The 15,279-nt window shown below is 73.1% G+C and carries 10 protein-coding genes; 3 read left to right on the top strand and 7 right to left on the bottom strand.

Going from position 1 to position 15,279, the window contains the following annotated elements; genetic code table 11:
- The first annotated feature begins 70 nt into the window (after positions 1-70).
- Both lanKC and Cs7R123_RS00735 read left to right on the top strand, forming a co-directional pair.
- Positions 71-2,692, top strand: coding sequence for a class III lanthionine synthetase LanKC (gene lanKC, locus Cs7R123_RS00740; protein ID WP_212822600.1), 2,622 nt, complete (start codon positions 71-73; stop codon positions 2,690-2,692).
- On the top strand, positions 2,689-4,008 hold the full coding sequence (locus Cs7R123_RS00735; RefSeq protein WP_212822598.1) for an MFS transporter: 1,320 nt from the start codon (positions 2,689-2,691) through the stop codon (positions 4,006-4,008). The genes lanKC and Cs7R123_RS00735 overlap by 4 nt, the downstream gene beginning before the upstream one ends.
- Before the next feature lie 57 nt (positions 4,009-4,065).
- Here the strand turns inward: Cs7R123_RS00735 and Cs7R123_RS00730 are convergent, their stop codons facing one another.
- Genes Cs7R123_RS00730 through Cs7R123_RS00710 form a run of 5 tightly spaced genes read right to left on the bottom strand, consistent with a single transcriptional unit; the run spans position 4,066 to position 9,422 of the window.
- Positions 4,066-5,577, bottom strand: a complete 1,512-nt coding sequence (locus tag Cs7R123_RS00730; RefSeq protein WP_280517265.1) for a sulfatase-like hydrolase/transferase — start codon at positions 5,575-5,577, stop codon at positions 4,066-4,068.
- Positions 5,574-6,569, bottom strand: coding sequence for an aliphatic sulfonate ABC transporter substrate-binding protein (locus Cs7R123_RS00725; RefSeq protein WP_212822596.1), 996 nt, complete (start codon positions 6,567-6,569; stop codon positions 5,574-5,576). The genes Cs7R123_RS00730 and Cs7R123_RS00725 overlap by 4 nt, the downstream gene beginning before the upstream one ends.
- A 60-nt stretch (positions 6,570-6,629) precedes the next feature.
- Complete coding sequence (locus Cs7R123_RS00720; protein ID WP_212822593.1) at positions 6,630-7,400, bottom strand: ABC transporter ATP-binding protein; 771 nt, start codon at positions 7,398-7,400, stop codon at positions 6,630-6,632.
- On the bottom strand, positions 7,397-8,203 hold the full coding sequence (locus tag Cs7R123_RS00715) for an ABC transporter permease (protein ID WP_212822592.1): 807 nt from the start codon (positions 8,201-8,203) through the stop codon (positions 7,397-7,399). Before Cs7R123_RS00715 ends, Cs7R123_RS00720 begins: the two co-directional genes overlap by 4 nt.
- Before the next feature lie 31 nt (positions 8,204-8,234).
- Entirely contained in the window at positions 8,235-9,422 is a 1,188-nt protein-coding gene (locus Cs7R123_RS00710) for an ROK family transcriptional regulator (protein ID WP_212822591.1), read from the bottom strand.
- A gap of 287 nt (positions 9,423-9,709) precedes the next feature.
- On the opposite strand from Cs7R123_RS00710, the gene Cs7R123_RS00705 reads away from it, so the two are divergent.
- Complete coding sequence (locus Cs7R123_RS00705) at positions 9,710-12,061, top strand: family 43 glycosylhydrolase (RefSeq protein ID WP_212822590.1); 2,352 nt, start codon at positions 9,710-9,712, stop codon at positions 12,059-12,061.
- 62 nt (positions 12,062-12,123) lie between these two features.
- Here Cs7R123_RS00705 and Cs7R123_RS00700 read toward each other — a convergent pair whose 3' ends face one another.
- Together Cs7R123_RS00700 and Cs7R123_RS00695 are read right to left on the bottom strand one after the other, a co-directional pair.
- Positions 12,124-14,118: a sulfatase gene (locus Cs7R123_RS00700; protein WP_212822589.1), complete on the bottom strand. Its 1,995-nt coding sequence runs from the start codon at positions 14,116-14,118 to the stop codon at positions 12,124-12,126.
- Positions 14,119-14,313: 195 nt separating this feature from the next.
- Complete coding sequence (locus Cs7R123_RS00695) at positions 14,314-15,171, bottom strand: septum formation family protein (protein WP_212822588.1); 858 nt, start codon at positions 15,169-15,171, stop codon at positions 14,314-14,316.
- Between the last annotated feature and the right edge of the window lie 108 nt (positions 15,172-15,279).

The following is a 15,279-nucleotide window of genomic DNA, read 5'->3' as shown; positions in this document are numbered from 1 at the left end:
GCCGCATCGCGACCGGGCCTAGCGCCTCTACACCGTCGGCACACCGCGGGCACGGGTTGGGAGAGACACCATGACCATCGATTTCACGGTCGCCAGCCGCGAGTTCTTCGCCCCCCTGGAGACCGCGGCGGTCGAGACGGGCGAGCTGGCGCCGCACGGGGTTCCCGCGGCCTGGTGCGGCGTACGCGAGGGCGTGTGGCGGATGTGGCACCGGCCCGGCCAGCTCGACGGCGTCGACGAGGGCTGGAAGGTCCACGTGTCGGCCCGCGCCGAGCGGCTCGACGAGGTCCTCGACGTCGTGGCCGCCGCGTGCTTCGACCAGGACGTCGCGTTCAAGCACCTGTCCGCCCGGCTGTTCTACTGGTGGACGCACCAGAAGTTCGCGCCCCGCCCGCAGGCGGGCAAGTTCATCGCCGCGTACCCCGCCACCGTCGCGGCGGCCGAGCGGCTGATGAACCGGCTGCGCGCCGACCTCGCCGACGAGGCCGGGCCGTACATCCTCACCGACCGGCGGTTCGGCGACTCGCGCACCGTGCACTACCGCTACGGCTCCTACAAGCCGCTCTTCCGGCTCCAGCCCGACGGCACCCGCCAGGCGCTGGTCCGCGACGGCAGGGGAGAGCCGGTCCCGGACCGCCGGGGCGTCTCGTTCCACCTGCCCGACGGCGTGACCGATCCGTTCCGCCCCGCCCCTGCCGCGACCGCCGCCCCCGCGACCGCCGCCCCCGCTCCGGGGCGCGCGACCCGGTCGGTCGGTCCGTACACGATCGAGTCCGCGGTGCGTTTCAGCAGTGCCGGGGGCACCTATCTCGGGCGCGACAGCAGCACCGGCCGGCCGGTGTTCATCAAGGAGGGCCGGTCCCACATCGGCCTGCGCGAGGACGACGCGACCGGGACCGAGCAGCTGCGTGAGGAGTGGGAGACCCTCACCAGGCTGCACGAGACCGCGCCCGGCCTGGCTCCCGAGCCGATCGAATACCTGCGCAAGTGGGAGCACGAGTTCCTGGTCGTCGAGCGGATCGACGGCGACCCGCTGTGGCGCTGGCTGGCTCTCAACCACCCGGTGCTGGTCGTCGGCGCCACCCCGGACCGGTTCGCCGCCTACTACCGGCGGTGCGAGGAGCTGCTGAGCCGCATCGAGCAGGCGGTCGCGCGGCTGCACGCCGCCGGTTACCTGTTCGTCGACGTCAGCCCCGGCAACGTCCTGGTCGGACCCGACGACACGGTCCGGCTGGTCGACTTCGGCGCCGCGCACCGGCTCGGCACCCCGTTCCGCAAGGCGGGGACGCCCGGATACATGCCGCCGGACCGGCTGGTCGGCGACGACCCGGCCGTCCACGACCACTACGGCCTCGCGGGCCTGGCCCAGCTGCTGGTCGGCCCGCTGCACCCGGTGGTCCAGCTCAACCCGGACGCGCTCACCCACCTGCACCACGAGCTGAGCGAGCTGGCCCCGGTCCCGGCTGCGCTGTGGTCGCGGGTCCTGCGTTACCACGAGCCCAGCCCGGCCCCGGCGCTGCCCGGCCCGGCCGAGGTGGCCGCCGACCCGCTGCGGCACCTGCGCGACCTGCGCGACCGCACCGCCGCCGCCCTGCTCGCGATGGCCGACCTCGACCATCCGAAACGGATCTTCCCCACCATCGTGGAGGGCTTCCAGAGCAACACGGTCTGCGTCGCCTACGGCACTGCCGGGGTCGTGCACGCGCTGCGCCAGAGCGGGGTCGCGCTGCCGGACGGCCTGCTCGACCGGCTGCGCGCCGACGCGCTGGCCGCCGCCCCGGACCTCGCCCCCGGCCTGCACGCCGGCTCCGCCGGAGTCGCCCGCGTGCTGGCCGACTGCGGCCTGCTGGACGAGGCCCGCACCCTGCTGGACGCCGCCGACCGGCACCGGCTGACCACCGAGTGCGCCACCCTGGCCGGCGGCACCGCGGGCGTGGCGCTGGCCCATCTCGCGCTGCACCGGCACTCCGGCGACGACCGGCACCTGCGCCGCGCCGCCGAACTCGCCGCGGCGCTGCCGCCCGACGATGAGCTCACCGCCCGGCTCGGCGCCGACGACGCGACCGGGCTGCTGCACGGCCGCTGCGGCGTCGCCCTCATGCTCCAGCAGGTCGGGACGGCCACAGACGACCCGGTCCTGGTACGCCGGGCGGTACGCCTGCTGCACGCCGAACTCGACCGAGCCAGCGACCCGGACGCGGCCGGGCTGCTGTTCCCGATCTCGCGGGCCAACCGCCGCGCCATGACCTACCTGTACAGCGGCTCGGCCGGGATGCTGTACACCACGACCCGCTGCCTCGCCGCCGCCGACGACGAGCGGCTGGCCGAGGCGCTGCCCCGGCTGCTGGCCGCCGTACGAGTCACCTTCACCGTGCTGCCCGGCCTGTACCAGGGCATGGCCGGACTCGCCTTCGCGCTGGCCGACCACGCCCGCCGCACCGGCGGCGAGCCCGCCCGCCGCGACGCCGTCCGGGCCGCTCGCGCCCTGTTCAAGCACGCGATCCCGCACGAGACCGGGGTGCGCTTCCTGGGCGACCCGCAGCTGCGGTTCAGCGCCGAGCTGTGGAGCGGCTCGGCCGGGGTCCTGTTCGGGCTGAGCCAGGTCCTCGACCCGAGACCCGACGGCCTGTTCGCCGTGGAACCCCTGGCCGTGCCCCGCACCGCCGAACCGCTTCTGGAGGTGGCGCGATGAGCGCGCAGACCATGGCGCCCGCCGCGACCGGCGGCGCCCGGGACATCACCCGCTACTGGTGGGCCCAGACCACGTCGGCGTTCGGCTCGGTCTTCACCTCCATCGCCATGCCGGTGATCGCGGTCGTCCACCTGGGCGCCACCCCGGGCCAGGTCGGCCTGATCAGCGCGGCGGCGATCCTGCCGACCCTGCTGCTCGGCCTGCCCGCGGGCGCGCTGGCCGACCGGGTCGCGGCCCCCCGCCGGGTCCTGGTCGTCCTCGACACGGTGAGCGCCGCCGCGGTGGCCGCCGTCGCGCTCAGCGTCGCCAACGACCTCGCCTCCGTCGGCACGCTGATCGCGCTGAGCCTGGTCCAGGGCACCGTGACGATCGTGTCGGGCGTGGTCTACTTCATCCACCTGCGCCAGCTCGTCGACACCGACGCGATCGGCCCGGTCCGGGCCCGGATCCAGGCCGGACAGTACGGCGCGGGCTTCATCGGGCGGCTGCTGGCCGGACCGGCCATCGTCGCCTTCGGTGCCGCCGCCGCGCTGAGCATCGACGCCGTGAGCTACCTGCTCAGCCTGGTCGCGCTGCTGACCATGGCACCGGTGCGCCCGATCCCGCGCCAGTCCGCCGACCGGCGCGAGAGCCTGTGGCGCAGCATGGCCGCCGGCACCCGGTTCTTCCTCGACGACCCGTTCCACCGGGCGCTGCTGGTCTTCATCATCGCCCCGGTCGTGGCGTCGGCGGCGGTGGCCGCCCTCACCGCCCCGTTCCTGCTGCGCACCGCGCACATCCCCACCGAGGCGTACGGCGTGATCTTCGCCGTGTCCGGGCTGCTCGGGCTGGCCGGCTCGGCGCTGTCCGGCCGGATCCTGCGCCCCGGCCGCGATCCGCGCGCGATCACGCTGCTGGGATTCGCGGCCAGTCTCGGCTCGGCCCTGCTGCTGCCGCTCACCGGCGGGCCGCTGGCGGCGGCCGTCGGCTGCGCGGCGCTGGGCGTCGGCCTGCCGATCTTCTTCGCCGCCATCGCCAACGTCGCGCTCAGCCCGGTCATCGTCGGCGACGTGCCGGAGCACCGGCTCGGCAGCACCATGGCCACGCTCCAGGTCTTCGCCGCGGCGGCGGGCCTGGGCGGGGCGCTGGGCGGCGGCGTCCTGGGCGACTGGATCGGGGTGCGGCCCGCGATCTGGCTGGTCGACCTCGTCGCGCTGGGGGCGGTCGCGCTGTCGCTGCCCCCGGCGCTGCGGGCGGCCCGGCGCCTGTTCCTCTCCACCGCCGCCCCGCGCCCCGAGCAGCCCGGGCAGCCCGAGCCGGTCCTGGAGACGGCCTGACGGTGACCGCCCGCCCGGTGCCGGCCCGTCTGCGGGCACCGGGCGGGTGCCCGCGTCCTACGGCAGCGGCGTCCCCGGGGAGCCGACCGTGCGGTAGCTGGCGTCGTCGAGCCCGCTCAGGGTCGGGTCGTGGGTCACGTCGCCGACGTCGTACATCGAGGTCATCCAGTGGTAGAAGTTGTCGCCCCGGTCGACCAGCAGGCGGTACAGCCGCCGGGTCAGCGCCGCGCGGACCTCGGCCAGCTCCGGCAGCGGGTACAGGTTCAGTAGCTCGTCCGGGTCGGTGTGCAGGTCGTACAGTTCATTGACCGAGTCCGGATTGATCACCAGCTTGTACCGGTCGGTGCGCAGCATGCGCTGCGGATACGGGAAATGGTGGCCGTGGAACTCGCACACGACGTCCTCCTGCCACGCCACCGGCCCGCCCCCGGTCAGCGGCAGCAGGCTGCGCGAGTCGACGGCGGCCGCCGGGTCGATCCCGGCGAGGTCCAGGATCGTCGCGGTGCAGTCGAGCAGGCTGACGAACTCCGAGCGCACCACCCCCGCCGGTGCGCCGGGCACCCGCAGCAGGCCGGGGGTGCGGTAGATGTCCTCGTACATCGCTGGGCCCTTGTCGTGCAGCCGGTGCGCTCCGGTGAATTCGCCGTGGTCGCAGGTGAAGAACACGGCGGTGTCCTCGCGCAGCCCGAGCCGGTCGACCGCCGCGGTGATCCGCCCGATCTCGGCGTCGATCATCGCGACGTACCCGTGGTAGACGGCGATCAGCTTGCGCGTGGTCTCGATCGGCATCGTGTCGAACGTCCAGTGCGCGCTGTAGTTCCGCTGCACCGGCGGCTTGCCCGCGAACGTCTCCGCGATCGAGCGCGGCAGCTCCACCTCGGCCGGATCGACCAGGTCGAAGTACTCGTCGGGCAGGATGTACGGCAGGTGCGGGCCGAAGAAGTTCACCTGGAGGAAGAACGGGCTCTCCCCGGCGGCGTAGCGTTCCAGCTGCTCGATGGCGCGGGTGGCCAGGTAGTGCTCGAACGTCGCCTCGACCGGCTGGTGCAGCCGCGCGGCCAGCAGGTTGCCCGGCCCGCCGTTGGGCAGCGTGCCGCGCACGTGGTCGCTGATGGCGTACGGCGGCAGTCCGCGCTCGGCCAGGAACGCCAGGTAGTCCGGATGGTCCACCGGATTGTGCCAGCCCGGCAGGTCCGGTCCGTCGAAGCCGTAGTCGGCGGCCCGCCGGTGGTGGCCCACGTGCCACTTGCCGACCAGCCCCACCTGGTAGCCGTGCTCGCGCAGGGCCTGGGAGAAGGTGAACTGGTCGGCGGGCAGATCCTCCTGGTAGCCCACGTTGCGCTCGTGGTTGGCCAGCAGCTTGTGCCGGAACGGCGCCTGCCCGGTGAGCAGGCTCGCGCGCGCCGGGGCGCAGATCGCCGTCGGGGTGTACCAGCGGTCGAACCGGGTGCCCGTACGGGCCAGCTCGTCGAGCACCGGGGTGCCCGCGAGCCGGCTGCCGTACGCGCCCAGCGTGTCGACGCGGTGCTGGTCGGTCATCAGGAACAGGATGTTGCGGCGTTGCGTCACTTTCCGGCCGCCGTGAACAGGTCACCGGTGTAGTACGTGGCCGGGTCCACCGCCCCGGTCAGCTTGCCCGCGCCCACGAAGTACTCGTTCATGCCGGTCAGCCACTTGGCGATGGTCCCGTCGGCGGTGTAGCGGTCCAGGTCGGCCAGCGGGATCGCCTGCGAGTTCGCCGCGTCCGCCTTGACCTGGTCCACGCTGACCTTGAGCAGCTTCGCGGTGTACTCGGCGGCCTGATCGGGGTGCTCGATCCGGAACGTGATCGCCTCCCGCAGCACCGCCAGCACCTTGCTGGTCTTGTCCTGCTGCTTGGCCACGACGTCGTTGCCCGCCACGAACGCGGTCGGGAACGACACCTGGTCGGTGAAGTCGCTGTTCTTCGCGAGTTCCACCAGGTCGGGCACCTGCTTCTTGATGGCCGCCGTGGCCGGGTACCAGAACCCGGCCGCGTCGATCTTCTTCGAGGAGAACGCCGACACGATGGTGGCCGCGTCCATCGGCACGATCTTGACGTCGGCCTTGGTCAGCCCGGCCTTCTTCAGGGCCAGGGTGAGGATCATGTCGCCGGAGGTGCCCTCGGGCACACCGACGGTCTTGCCGCGCAGGCCCTCCAGCGAGGTGATGCCGGGCTGGGCGATGACCCGGTCGGCGTTGCCGAGCGTGTTGATCGCGACCACCTTGGCCTTGCCGGAGGCGGGCAGCCACATCGCACCCGGCCCGATGTACCCGAACTCCAGGTCGCCGGTGCCGATCGCCTGGATCTGCAACGGCCCGTTGGTGAAGACCTTCGCGTCCGCCTCCAGCCCGTGGGCTTTCCACAGCCCCTTCTCGTTGGCGATGGCCAGCAGGCTCGCGCCGTTGTAGTCCCCGATGTAACCCAGCTTGACCTTCGCCAGCGGGGCGCCGTAGGCGCCGGTCTCGTCGCCGCCGCAGGCCGCCGTGGCGAGCGCGACCGAGGCGGCGAGCGCCGCGATACCGAAGGAACGCCTGTTCATGGGCATGGTGAATCGTCCTCTTGTCAGTTTCGATGAGTGGTGCCGGCCGCGACGCTGCGGCTACTGGTGGTGTACGGCCTGCCAGACGCGGTTGCGCAGGACGGCGAACTCGGGACTGAGCCTGATCTGCTCGGTCCGGGGGTAGGGCAGGTCGACCTCGACGGTCTGCACGATCCGGCCCGGCCGGGCCGCCATCACCACGACCCGGTTGGCCAGGAACACCGCCTCGTCGACGTCGTGGGTGACGAACACGACCGTGCGCCGGTCGCTGGTCCACGTGTCCAGCAGCTGCTCCTGCAACCGGACCCGGGTCAGCGAGTCCAGCGCCCCGAACGGCTCGTCCATCAGCAGGATCGACGGGTCCGCCGCGTACGCCCGCGCGATGGCGCAGCGCTGCTTCATGCCGCCGGACAGCGTCTTTGGCAGCGCGTCGGCGAACTGCTCCAGCCCGACCAGGCGGATGAAGTGCTCGGCCCGCTCACGCCGCTCGCGGCTGCCGACCCCGGCGGTGCGCAGGCCGAACTCGACGTTGCGGCGCACGGTCAGCCACGGGAACAGGGCGTACTGCTGGAAGATGACGCCGCGTTCCGGGCCGGGGCCGCGGACCGGCGCGCCGTCGACCAGGGCGGTGCCCCCGGTCGGGTGGTCGAGTCCGGCGAGGATGTTGAGCAGGGTGCTCTTGCCGCAGCCGGACGGGCCGACCACGGTGACGAACTCGCCGTCGGCGATGTCGAGGTCCACCGCGGCCAGGGCGGCGAAGTCCTCGCGCCCGACGCGGTAGGCGCGGCTGACCTCGCGTACCGAGATCTTCGGGGCGGTCGCGGCGGTCATCGGGTCTCCTGCCAGCGGGTGACGTGGGCGCCGGCGAGCTGGAGCAGCCGGTCCATGGCCAGGCCCAGCACGCCGATCGTGACGATGCCGACGAAGATGGTCGGCAGGTCGTAGTAGAGCTGCGCGCTCTGCATCCGGTGGCCCAGGCCCTCCTGCGCGGCCAGCAGCTCGGCCGCGACCAGGGTGCCCCAGGCCGAACCCAGCCCGACCCGCATCCCGACCAGGATGTAGGGCGCCGACGCGGGCACCACCACCCGGGCGAAGATCGTGGCGTCCCCGGCGCCGAGCACCCGTGCCGCCGCCAGCAGCGTCCGGTCCACCCCGACCACGCCCTGGTAGGTGGAGATGACGCAGGACAGGAACGCGGCCAGGAAGATGACGAACACCTTCGGGGTCTCGTCGATGCCCAGCAGCACCAGCACCAGCGGCAGCAGCGCCAGCGGCGGGATGGTGCGGAAGAACTGGATCCACGGCTCGAACAGACCGCGCGCCACGGTGTACCAGCCCATCAGGAACCCGACGACGACCGCGGCCGCCGACCCGAGCAGGAACCCGGCCAGCACCCGGCCCAGGCTCGCGGCGGCGTCGTCGACCAGGGTGCCGTCGCGCAGCATCGTCCACGCCTGCGCGAGCACGGCACCGGGGGTGGGCAGTTGCAGGCCCGCCTCGGCCAGGGCCCACCAGCCCGCCACCCCGGCGGTCACGGATGCCGCGTTGAGCAGCAGCAGCACGGGTCTGCGGCGCGGCCGCCCGTCGCGGCGCGGCGGCGCGGCGGGCAGGCGGGTGGTGGTCACGACGGCCATCGGCCGCCGTCCGTCGAGGTCGGGTGCACGGTCAGCTCCGAGGGGCGGGGAGGGGTCGGACAGGGGCGGCCGGCGGGTAGCTGGCCAGCAGGGGGGAGTCGTGGAACAGGGCGGTGATCGCGCCGAGGGCGCCGCCGGAGTCGGCCAGCGTCGAGGCGCGCACCACGGGAGCCGCGTCGGGCAGCCAGGACAGCTCGTACGTGATGGTCGAGGCGACCTGCTGGAGCAGCGCCGGGGCGATGGTCACCATCTCGCCGCCGAGCACGATCTCGCTGGGGTTGAGCGTCATCGCCGCCGCCCCGAGCACCCGCCCGACGGCCGTGCCGGCCTCGCGCAGCACCCGCTCGACGGTCGGCTGGGCGATCGCGACGGCGGCGCGCAGGTCGTCCAGGTTCTCCAGCGGCACGCCCAGTTCCCGGCAGCGGGCCAGGACGGCCGGCACCGAGGCGATGGTCTCGACGCAGCCGCGCTTGCCGCACCGGCACAGCGCCCCCGCCTCGCCTGCGACGGTGACGTGGCCGAACTCGCCCGCGTGGCCGTCCGCGCCGCGCACCAGCCGTCCGCCGACCACCAGCCCGCCGCCGACGCCGTCGGACAACCGCAGGTAGATGAGGTTCTGCGCGGTGTCGGTGCTGGACCGCGCCGCCTCGGCCAGCCCGGCGTAGCGGACGTGGTTGTCGACGGTCACCGGGGCGCCGAACCGGGCGCGGAAGGTGGCGGCGACGCTGTCGGCGCTGAGCCGGTTGCCCCAGCCCGGCAGCCCGACCGCGATCGCCTGGAGCGCGCCGTAGTGCACCCCGGTCTCGGCGGTGAGCCGCTCCACCAGCCGCAGCGCGGCGTCGCAGCGCTCCGCCCACGGCGCCTCCTGCGGGTAGTGGGCGGTGCCCGCCGCGATCACCTCGTGCGCGGCGTCGGCCACGGCGATGTGCACGCGGCGGTGTCCGAAGTCGACGCCCATGAACTGGCCGGAGCCGGGGTCCAGGGCGAGCAGCTCCGCCGGGCGGCCGCTGCCGGTCCGGTCCGCCGCGTCGGTGTCGACCACCGTGATCGCGCCGCGTTCCAGCAGGTCGCTGGTGATGTCGGAGACGGTGGTGCGCGACAGCCCGACCCGCTCGGCTATCTCGCCGCGGCTCAGTGCGCCGGTCTGCTGGAGCACCCGCAGCACCCGCTCCTCATGGGAGCGGCGTACGAGCGTGTGCGCGGCGCTGGCGGGTGGCATGGCCCGAAGTTATGAGCGCCGGATTTTTCCGTCAACGCTCCGGCAGAATTCGGCGATCATTTCATCGGACCCTTCCAACAATGTTCACAACCCGGCAAGATCCTCTGTTGTCGCCCCCGCACGTTCGCAGCAAGTGGACGGCCACCAGGGAATCCGCCCCGGTGGCGGCGGCCCGCGCGAGCGCCGGGCAACTTCATTCCGACACACCCTCGCGGGCAGAATGCCGGAAACCTACTGTCGGCGCCACGAGCGCCGCGCTCGCGGCGTGCTGACAGAGGAGGCATGCGGTGCGCACCATCCCGTCCCGACGGACCAGCGCGGTGGGCGCGGTCCTCGGTGCGCTGGTCCTGCTCGCGACCGCGACCAGTGTCCCCGCCCCGGCGCGGGCCGAGGCCGCCGCCCTGGCGGCGGCCACCTACACCAACCCGGTCAGCGCCGGGGTCGTCGACAGCCTGCCCGACCCCGCGATGATCCGCGGCAAGGACGGCACCTGGTACGCCTACGGCACCACCAACCCGGTCCGCCTGCTCGCGGGCGACTCGGTCGAGCACATCCTGCCGGTGCTGACCTCGCCGGACATGGTGACCTGGAGCTACGCCGGGGACGTGTTCACCTTCGCCGGGCGGCCGGGCTGGTGGCCCGGCGGCACCAGGCCGTGGGCGCCCGACATCCGCTACGTCGACGGCAGCTACCACCTGACCTACTCGCTGTCCGGCGGCGGCATCGCCCTGGCCACCGCCCCGACCCCGACCGGCCCGTGGACCGACCGCGGCCTGATCGTGACCGGCGGCGCCGGCGGCTGCCCGAGCGGCACCATCGACCAGGCGATGTACACCGACATCAACGGCGACCGCTACCTGTACTGGGGCAGCTACGACACCATCTGCGTGTCCCGGCTCAACACCGCGGGCACCGCGCTGACCGGCGCGGTCACCCAGGTGGCGCGGGGCCGTCGGATGGAGGGCGGGTTCGTGGTCCGCCGCGACGGCATGTACTACCTGTTCTACTCCGATGCGGGCTGCTGCGAGGGCGCGTTCAGCGGCTACACGGTGAAGGTCGGCCGGGCGAGCAGCCCGCTCGGGCCGTTCACCACCCCCAGCGGCCTCAACCTGATGGACCTGACCAGCAAGGACGGCATCGTCGTGGCCGCGAGCGGCAACGGGTTCGTCGGCCCCGGCCACAACTCCATCGCCACCGACCTGTCCGGCCAGGACTGGCTGGTCTACCACGCGATCCCGGCGGCGAACCCGGACTTCCCGCCGGTCACCAACCCGTGGGGCGGCACCATGAACAACCTCAGCCGCCGCCCGCTCATGATCGACCGGCTCGACTGGATCAACGGCTGGCCCGTGGTCCGCGCCGGTGCCGGTCCGTCCACCGGGGCGCAGCCCGCCCCGGTCACCACCTGGACCGTGGGCAGCGGCTTCAACGCCGGGTCCCTGTCGGGCTGGAGCGGCGGGTGGAGCCTGGCCAGCGAGACCGACGCGCACGGCTACCTGTCGTACGCGGGCACCGGCACGGCGTACCAGCTCAGCGATGCGTCGGTCAGTGGTGACCTGCGCATCGAGGCCGATCTGCGGCTCGGCACGGCCAACACCTCCGGCGCGGTCGGCCTGGTCGTCAGCTACGCCGACGCGAACAACAACGTCGTCGCCTGGATCAACCGCGCCCAGCAGAAGCTGATCGTCGAGGCCCGGGTGGCCGGTGCGGTCACCTCCCTGTCCAGCGCGCTGCCCGCCACGTTCGACCACGACTCGTGGCACAACCTGGCCGTGGAGCGGCGCGGCAGCACGCTGGTGGCCTGGGTGACGCCCGACCGGCTGCGTACGGCCGTGTCCACGGTGACGATCACGCTGCCCGCCGGGTCGCCGGGCACCGGGCGCATCGGCGCGGTGTCCTCCGGTGGGGTCAGCGCCGCCGACAACCTCGGTGCCGCGCCGCTGTACCAGCCGGTCACCGCGACCGTGCCGCAACCGGTGCTGGGCGGGCTGCTCAGCGCGTACAGCGACGAGTTCAGCGGGTCGGGGGCGCCGCAGGCCGCCGATCCGGCCTGGAGCTGGGTGCGCGGACCGGCGGCGGGCGCCACCGAGTCCGGCGGGGCGCTGACCTGGCCGACGCAGGCGGCGGAGCTGTTCGAGGGCACCAACACCGCCTCGGTGCTGCTGCGCGACGCGCCCTCGGGCGACTTCGTGGTCGAGACGAAGCTCCAGTTCAACGGCTCTGCGGGCAATCAGCAGGCCGGGTTGGTGCTGTACGAGGGCGACGACCGCTACTTCAAGCTCGCCCACTCGGTGCTGCCGCTCAGCCAGGGCGGCGGGGCACTGCTGCACGTGACCGAGTTCGCCAAGGAGGGGCCGCGCCCCACGACCACCCCGCCGCAGGCGGTGGTCAACCGGCCGATGTTCGGCGGCCCGGCCACGGGCACGCTGTGGCTTCGGCTGCTCTACCACTACGACGCGGCCGCGGGGGAGCACGACGTGCGGATGGCGTCGAGTACCAACGGGACCAGCTGGACCTGGGGCGGCACCTGGTCGCTGCCCCGGACCGGCCCGGTGCGCATCGGGCTCGTCTCGATGAACAAGGCAGGCGCCACGGCGGTGTTCGACTACCTGCGGACGTACGCCGTGACCGGTCTGTGAGCATCGCGGCCGCCGTCCCGCCCCCGCGCGGGGCGGCGGCCGCGCCTTCGCCGGACGCCGGGTCAGCGGCGGCGCACGGCGAAGCGCTCCACGGCGATCGTGCCGCCGTCGAGGCGGACGCCGAAGCCGTATTTGTACTGGCCGCGCACCGCCGGGTCGTCCAGCCGCGCGTAGCGGCCCACGTCGGCGGTGAACAGGTACTGCCAGGCGCCGCCGTTGGCGATGGCGTACGCGGTGAGCTGGTCGTCGTGCAGCTGGCAGGCGAGGCGGGCGTTCGGGCCCGGATAGTTGATCTGCGAGTCCAGCTGGGTGACGCGGTTGCCGGTCAGCGTTCCGCCGACGCGTACGTCCCAGCCGGTCCGCTTGAGCCGGTGGTTGTACCAGACCAGGAAGTAGTCGTTCGCATCCTTGATCAGCCCGGTGAACAGGGTGTCCTGCTCGGTGGTGGCCGCGTTGGCGTACGTGCGCTGGCTGACGATCGCCGCGACGTCGGTGTGCGTCGCCGCCACGGTGGAGCGCAGCAGCGCGAACGCGGGTGCCCCGTCGGCCGCGACGGTCAGCAGCCCGCCCGCCGCCTGGACCGTGCCCGCCCGCTGCTCCGGCCCCGGGGCCAGCACGGTGAACCCGCCCAGCCCGCTGTCGAACTCCTGTTCCAGCACGAGCGTCGGCAGGTTGGCCGGGGACGGCTCCGGCGGGAAGAAGTCGACGTCGCGCAGGTGCGCGTCCAGGGCTGCCTGAAGTTCCTGCACCTTGGCGGGCAGGCTCGCGGCCAGGTTCGTCGCCTCGCCGGGATCGGCCACCAGGTCGTACAGCTCCGTACGGTTGTCGTGCAGGTACCGCAGCAGCTTGTACTGCCCGCGGCGGACCGAGGCCGTCGGGGCGCCCGGGTTGTGCCAGTGCGGGTACACCCAGAACAGGTCGCCGCGCGCCGGTGCCGCGCCGCCGGTGAGCAGGCCCGCGAAGCTGACCCCGTCCAGCCGGACACCCGCCGGCCGGGCGGTGCCGGTCGTGTCCAGCAGCGTCGGCATGAAGTCGACCGTGCTGAACGGGGTGTCAACGACGCGCCCGGTCGGCCCGGCCGGGTGGTAGGCGAGCATCGGCACGCGCACGCCGCCCTCGTACAGCGTGGCCTTGGCGCCGCGCAGCGGCGTGCTCGGCGCCACCGCGCCGTCGCCGCCGTTGTCCGACAGCAGCAGGATCACGGTGTTGTCGGCGATGCCGAGCTGCGCCAGCTTCGCCCGGATCGCGCCGACGCCGTCGTCGATCACCTCCAGCATCGCGGCGAGCACCGCGTTGCGGCCCGGCTGACCGGCGCCCGGCTTGGCCGCGTACTTGTCGACCAGCGCCTGCGGGGCGGCCAAAGCCGCGTGCGTCGCGTAGTGCGCGAGATACAGGAAGAACGGCACGCCCTGCTGGTGGGCGGCGGTGATGAAGTCGACCGCCTCCAGGTTGAGCCGGTCGGTCAGGTACTCGTCGGTCTTGCGCTGCGGCAGGTCCGGCAGCATGAAGTACGGGTAGAAGTAGTCGCCGTCGGCGATGTACTTCTGCTCCGAGGCGATGACGTCGGTGAACCCGTGCGACCACGGGTTGCCCGGCCTGCTGCGGACATCGCCGGTGTACGTCTCCGACAGGTGCCACTTGCCGATCAGGCAGGTGCGGTAGCCGGCCCCGCGCAGCGTCTCGGGCAGGGTCTGGAAGCTGGTCGGCAGGAAGTCGTCGCCGGAGGGCCCGAGGAACTCGGTGATGCCCACCCGGGCCGGGTACTGGCCGGTCATGATGCTGGCCCGGGTCGGCGAGCAGACCGGTGCGGCGGCGTACCCGTTGGTGAAGCGGGTGCCGTCGGCGGCCAGCCGGTCCATGTGCGGCGTCTCGTTGAAGGTGTTGCCGTAGCAGCCCAGCTCGCGCCGGGCCAGGTCGTCGATGAGGACGACGACGACGTTGGGCGGTGCCGCCGCCGCGGCGGGGCCGGTCCCGGCGGCCCAGCCCGCGGCGGCACCCAGCCCGGCGGCGCCGAGCCCGCGCAGGACGGCGCGCCGGTCGATCCTCGGTTCGGTCATGGCGGTCGGCCCCTCTCCGCGGCGACCCGGCGCCACCGCACGGGCGACCGTACAACCAGGGGATTCCTCCGGCAACGACTGATTTATTTATGAATTTTGATGGAAATGTGAACGCCGCAGGGCCGCGCCGACGGCGCGGCCCTGCGGGCGATCCGATGTCGAGGTGGTGGTTCGGGACCGGGCGAGAGGCCGGTCCTACCAGGGCATGCCCTTGCCGTGCCTGCCCTTGGCCGAACCGGTCGTGGTCTTGGGGTACGTGTAGACGTAGCAGCGCACGTCGCGCAGCCCCGACCAGGCGTCCTTGTTGCGCATCGGGGAGCTGTAGAACCACACCTTCGACTCGGCCGTCCCGACGTACTTGGCGACCAGGGTCCGGCACCCGTTGTGGATGACCCGCCAGCTGGCGTCGGACTCCGGGAAGCGGGTGCCGACCGGGAAGACGATCGCTCCGGCGTACTCGGCGTGGTGCGGCTTGGCGCAGTCGACCTCGGTGGTGTCCGTGATCTCCGAGGTGGTCGCCTTCACCGTCTGGCAGCCCAGCCGCAGGTCCTTCGGGATGCCGCCGGCGAGGTCCAGCGTGGTGGGGGTCGCCGAGCCGTAGTCACCGCCGGTCTGCGGGACCAGGACGCACTCCCACCAGCGGGCGCCGTCGGCCTCCTTGGCCGTCTTCGCGTGCACGACCCGGATCTCCAGGCGGCCGTTGCGCCAGTCCTCGTGCAGGAACGCCCTGGCCATCTTGTCGCACTCGCGGTAGTCCTTGGTCAGCTCCTCGTTGGTCGCCCCGTCCGGCCCGAGGGTGCCGGCGCCCGCGACCTGCACGTCGTGGCGCTCGGTGCAGCTGACCGCCTCGTCCTGGAGGCGGTCCTTGGCGGCGGCGTCGAGGTCGCCGCTGACGTCGAGGCAGGTGCCGACCTTCGGCTCGTACGGCTTCGGCGCGGCGACCGCCGGCCAGTTGTTGCCCAGGTCGCCGTCGGCGCCCTTCGGCAGCGGCGCCGAGCAACCGGCGGCCAGCAGAACGGTGGCACAGCTGATGAGCAGGCGTCGACGCGCCATGAATGACCTCCCCGTAGTGGACGCGGCGACTTTACGGGAAAACGGCCTGATGAAGATCATCCGACCGGACATTCCTGAACGCCCTGCCGACGATCTGCCGCCCGGATC

It is taken from the genome of Catellatospora sp. TT07R-123 (assembly GCF_018327705.1).
Lineage (GTDB): Bacteria > Actinomycetota > Actinomycetes > Mycobacteriales > Micromonosporaceae > Catellatospora.
The sequence above is the reverse complement of the archived record's forward strand: the minus strand, read 5'-3'. Positions and strand labels throughout refer to the sequence as shown.

Bases quoted from the DNA above. Each gene is read 5' to 3' on its own strand.
- lanKC (WP_212822600.1), top strand. From the start codon at position 71: ATGACCATCGATTTCACGGTCGCCAGCCGCGAGTTCTTCGCCCCCCTG.
- Cs7R123_RS00735 (WP_212822598.1), top strand. From the start codon at position 2,689: ATGAGCGCGCAGACCATGGCGCCCGCCGCGACCGGCGGCGCCCGGGAC.
- Cs7R123_RS00725 (WP_212822596.1), bottom strand. From the start codon at position 6,569: ATGAACAGGCGTTCCTTCGGTATCGCGGCGCTCGCCGCCTCGGTCGCG.
- Cs7R123_RS00720 (WP_212822593.1), bottom strand. From the start codon at position 7,400: ATGACCGCCGCGACCGCCCCGAAGATCTCGGTACGCGAGGTCAGCCGC.
- Cs7R123_RS00715 (WP_212822592.1), bottom strand. From the start codon at position 8,203: ATGGCCGTCGTGACCACCACCCGCCTGCCCGCCGCGCCGCCGCGCCGC.
- Cs7R123_RS00710 (WP_212822591.1), bottom strand. From the start codon at position 9,422: ATGCCACCCGCCAGCGCCGCGCACACGCTCGTACGCCGCTCCCATGAG.
- Cs7R123_RS00700 (WP_212822589.1), bottom strand. From the start codon at position 14,118: ATGACCGAACCGAGGATCGACCGGCGCGCCGTCCTGCGCGGGCTCGGC.
- Cs7R123_RS00695 (WP_212822588.1), bottom strand. From the start codon at position 15,171: ATGGCGCGTCGACGCCTGCTCATCAGCTGTGCCACCGTTCTGCTGGCC.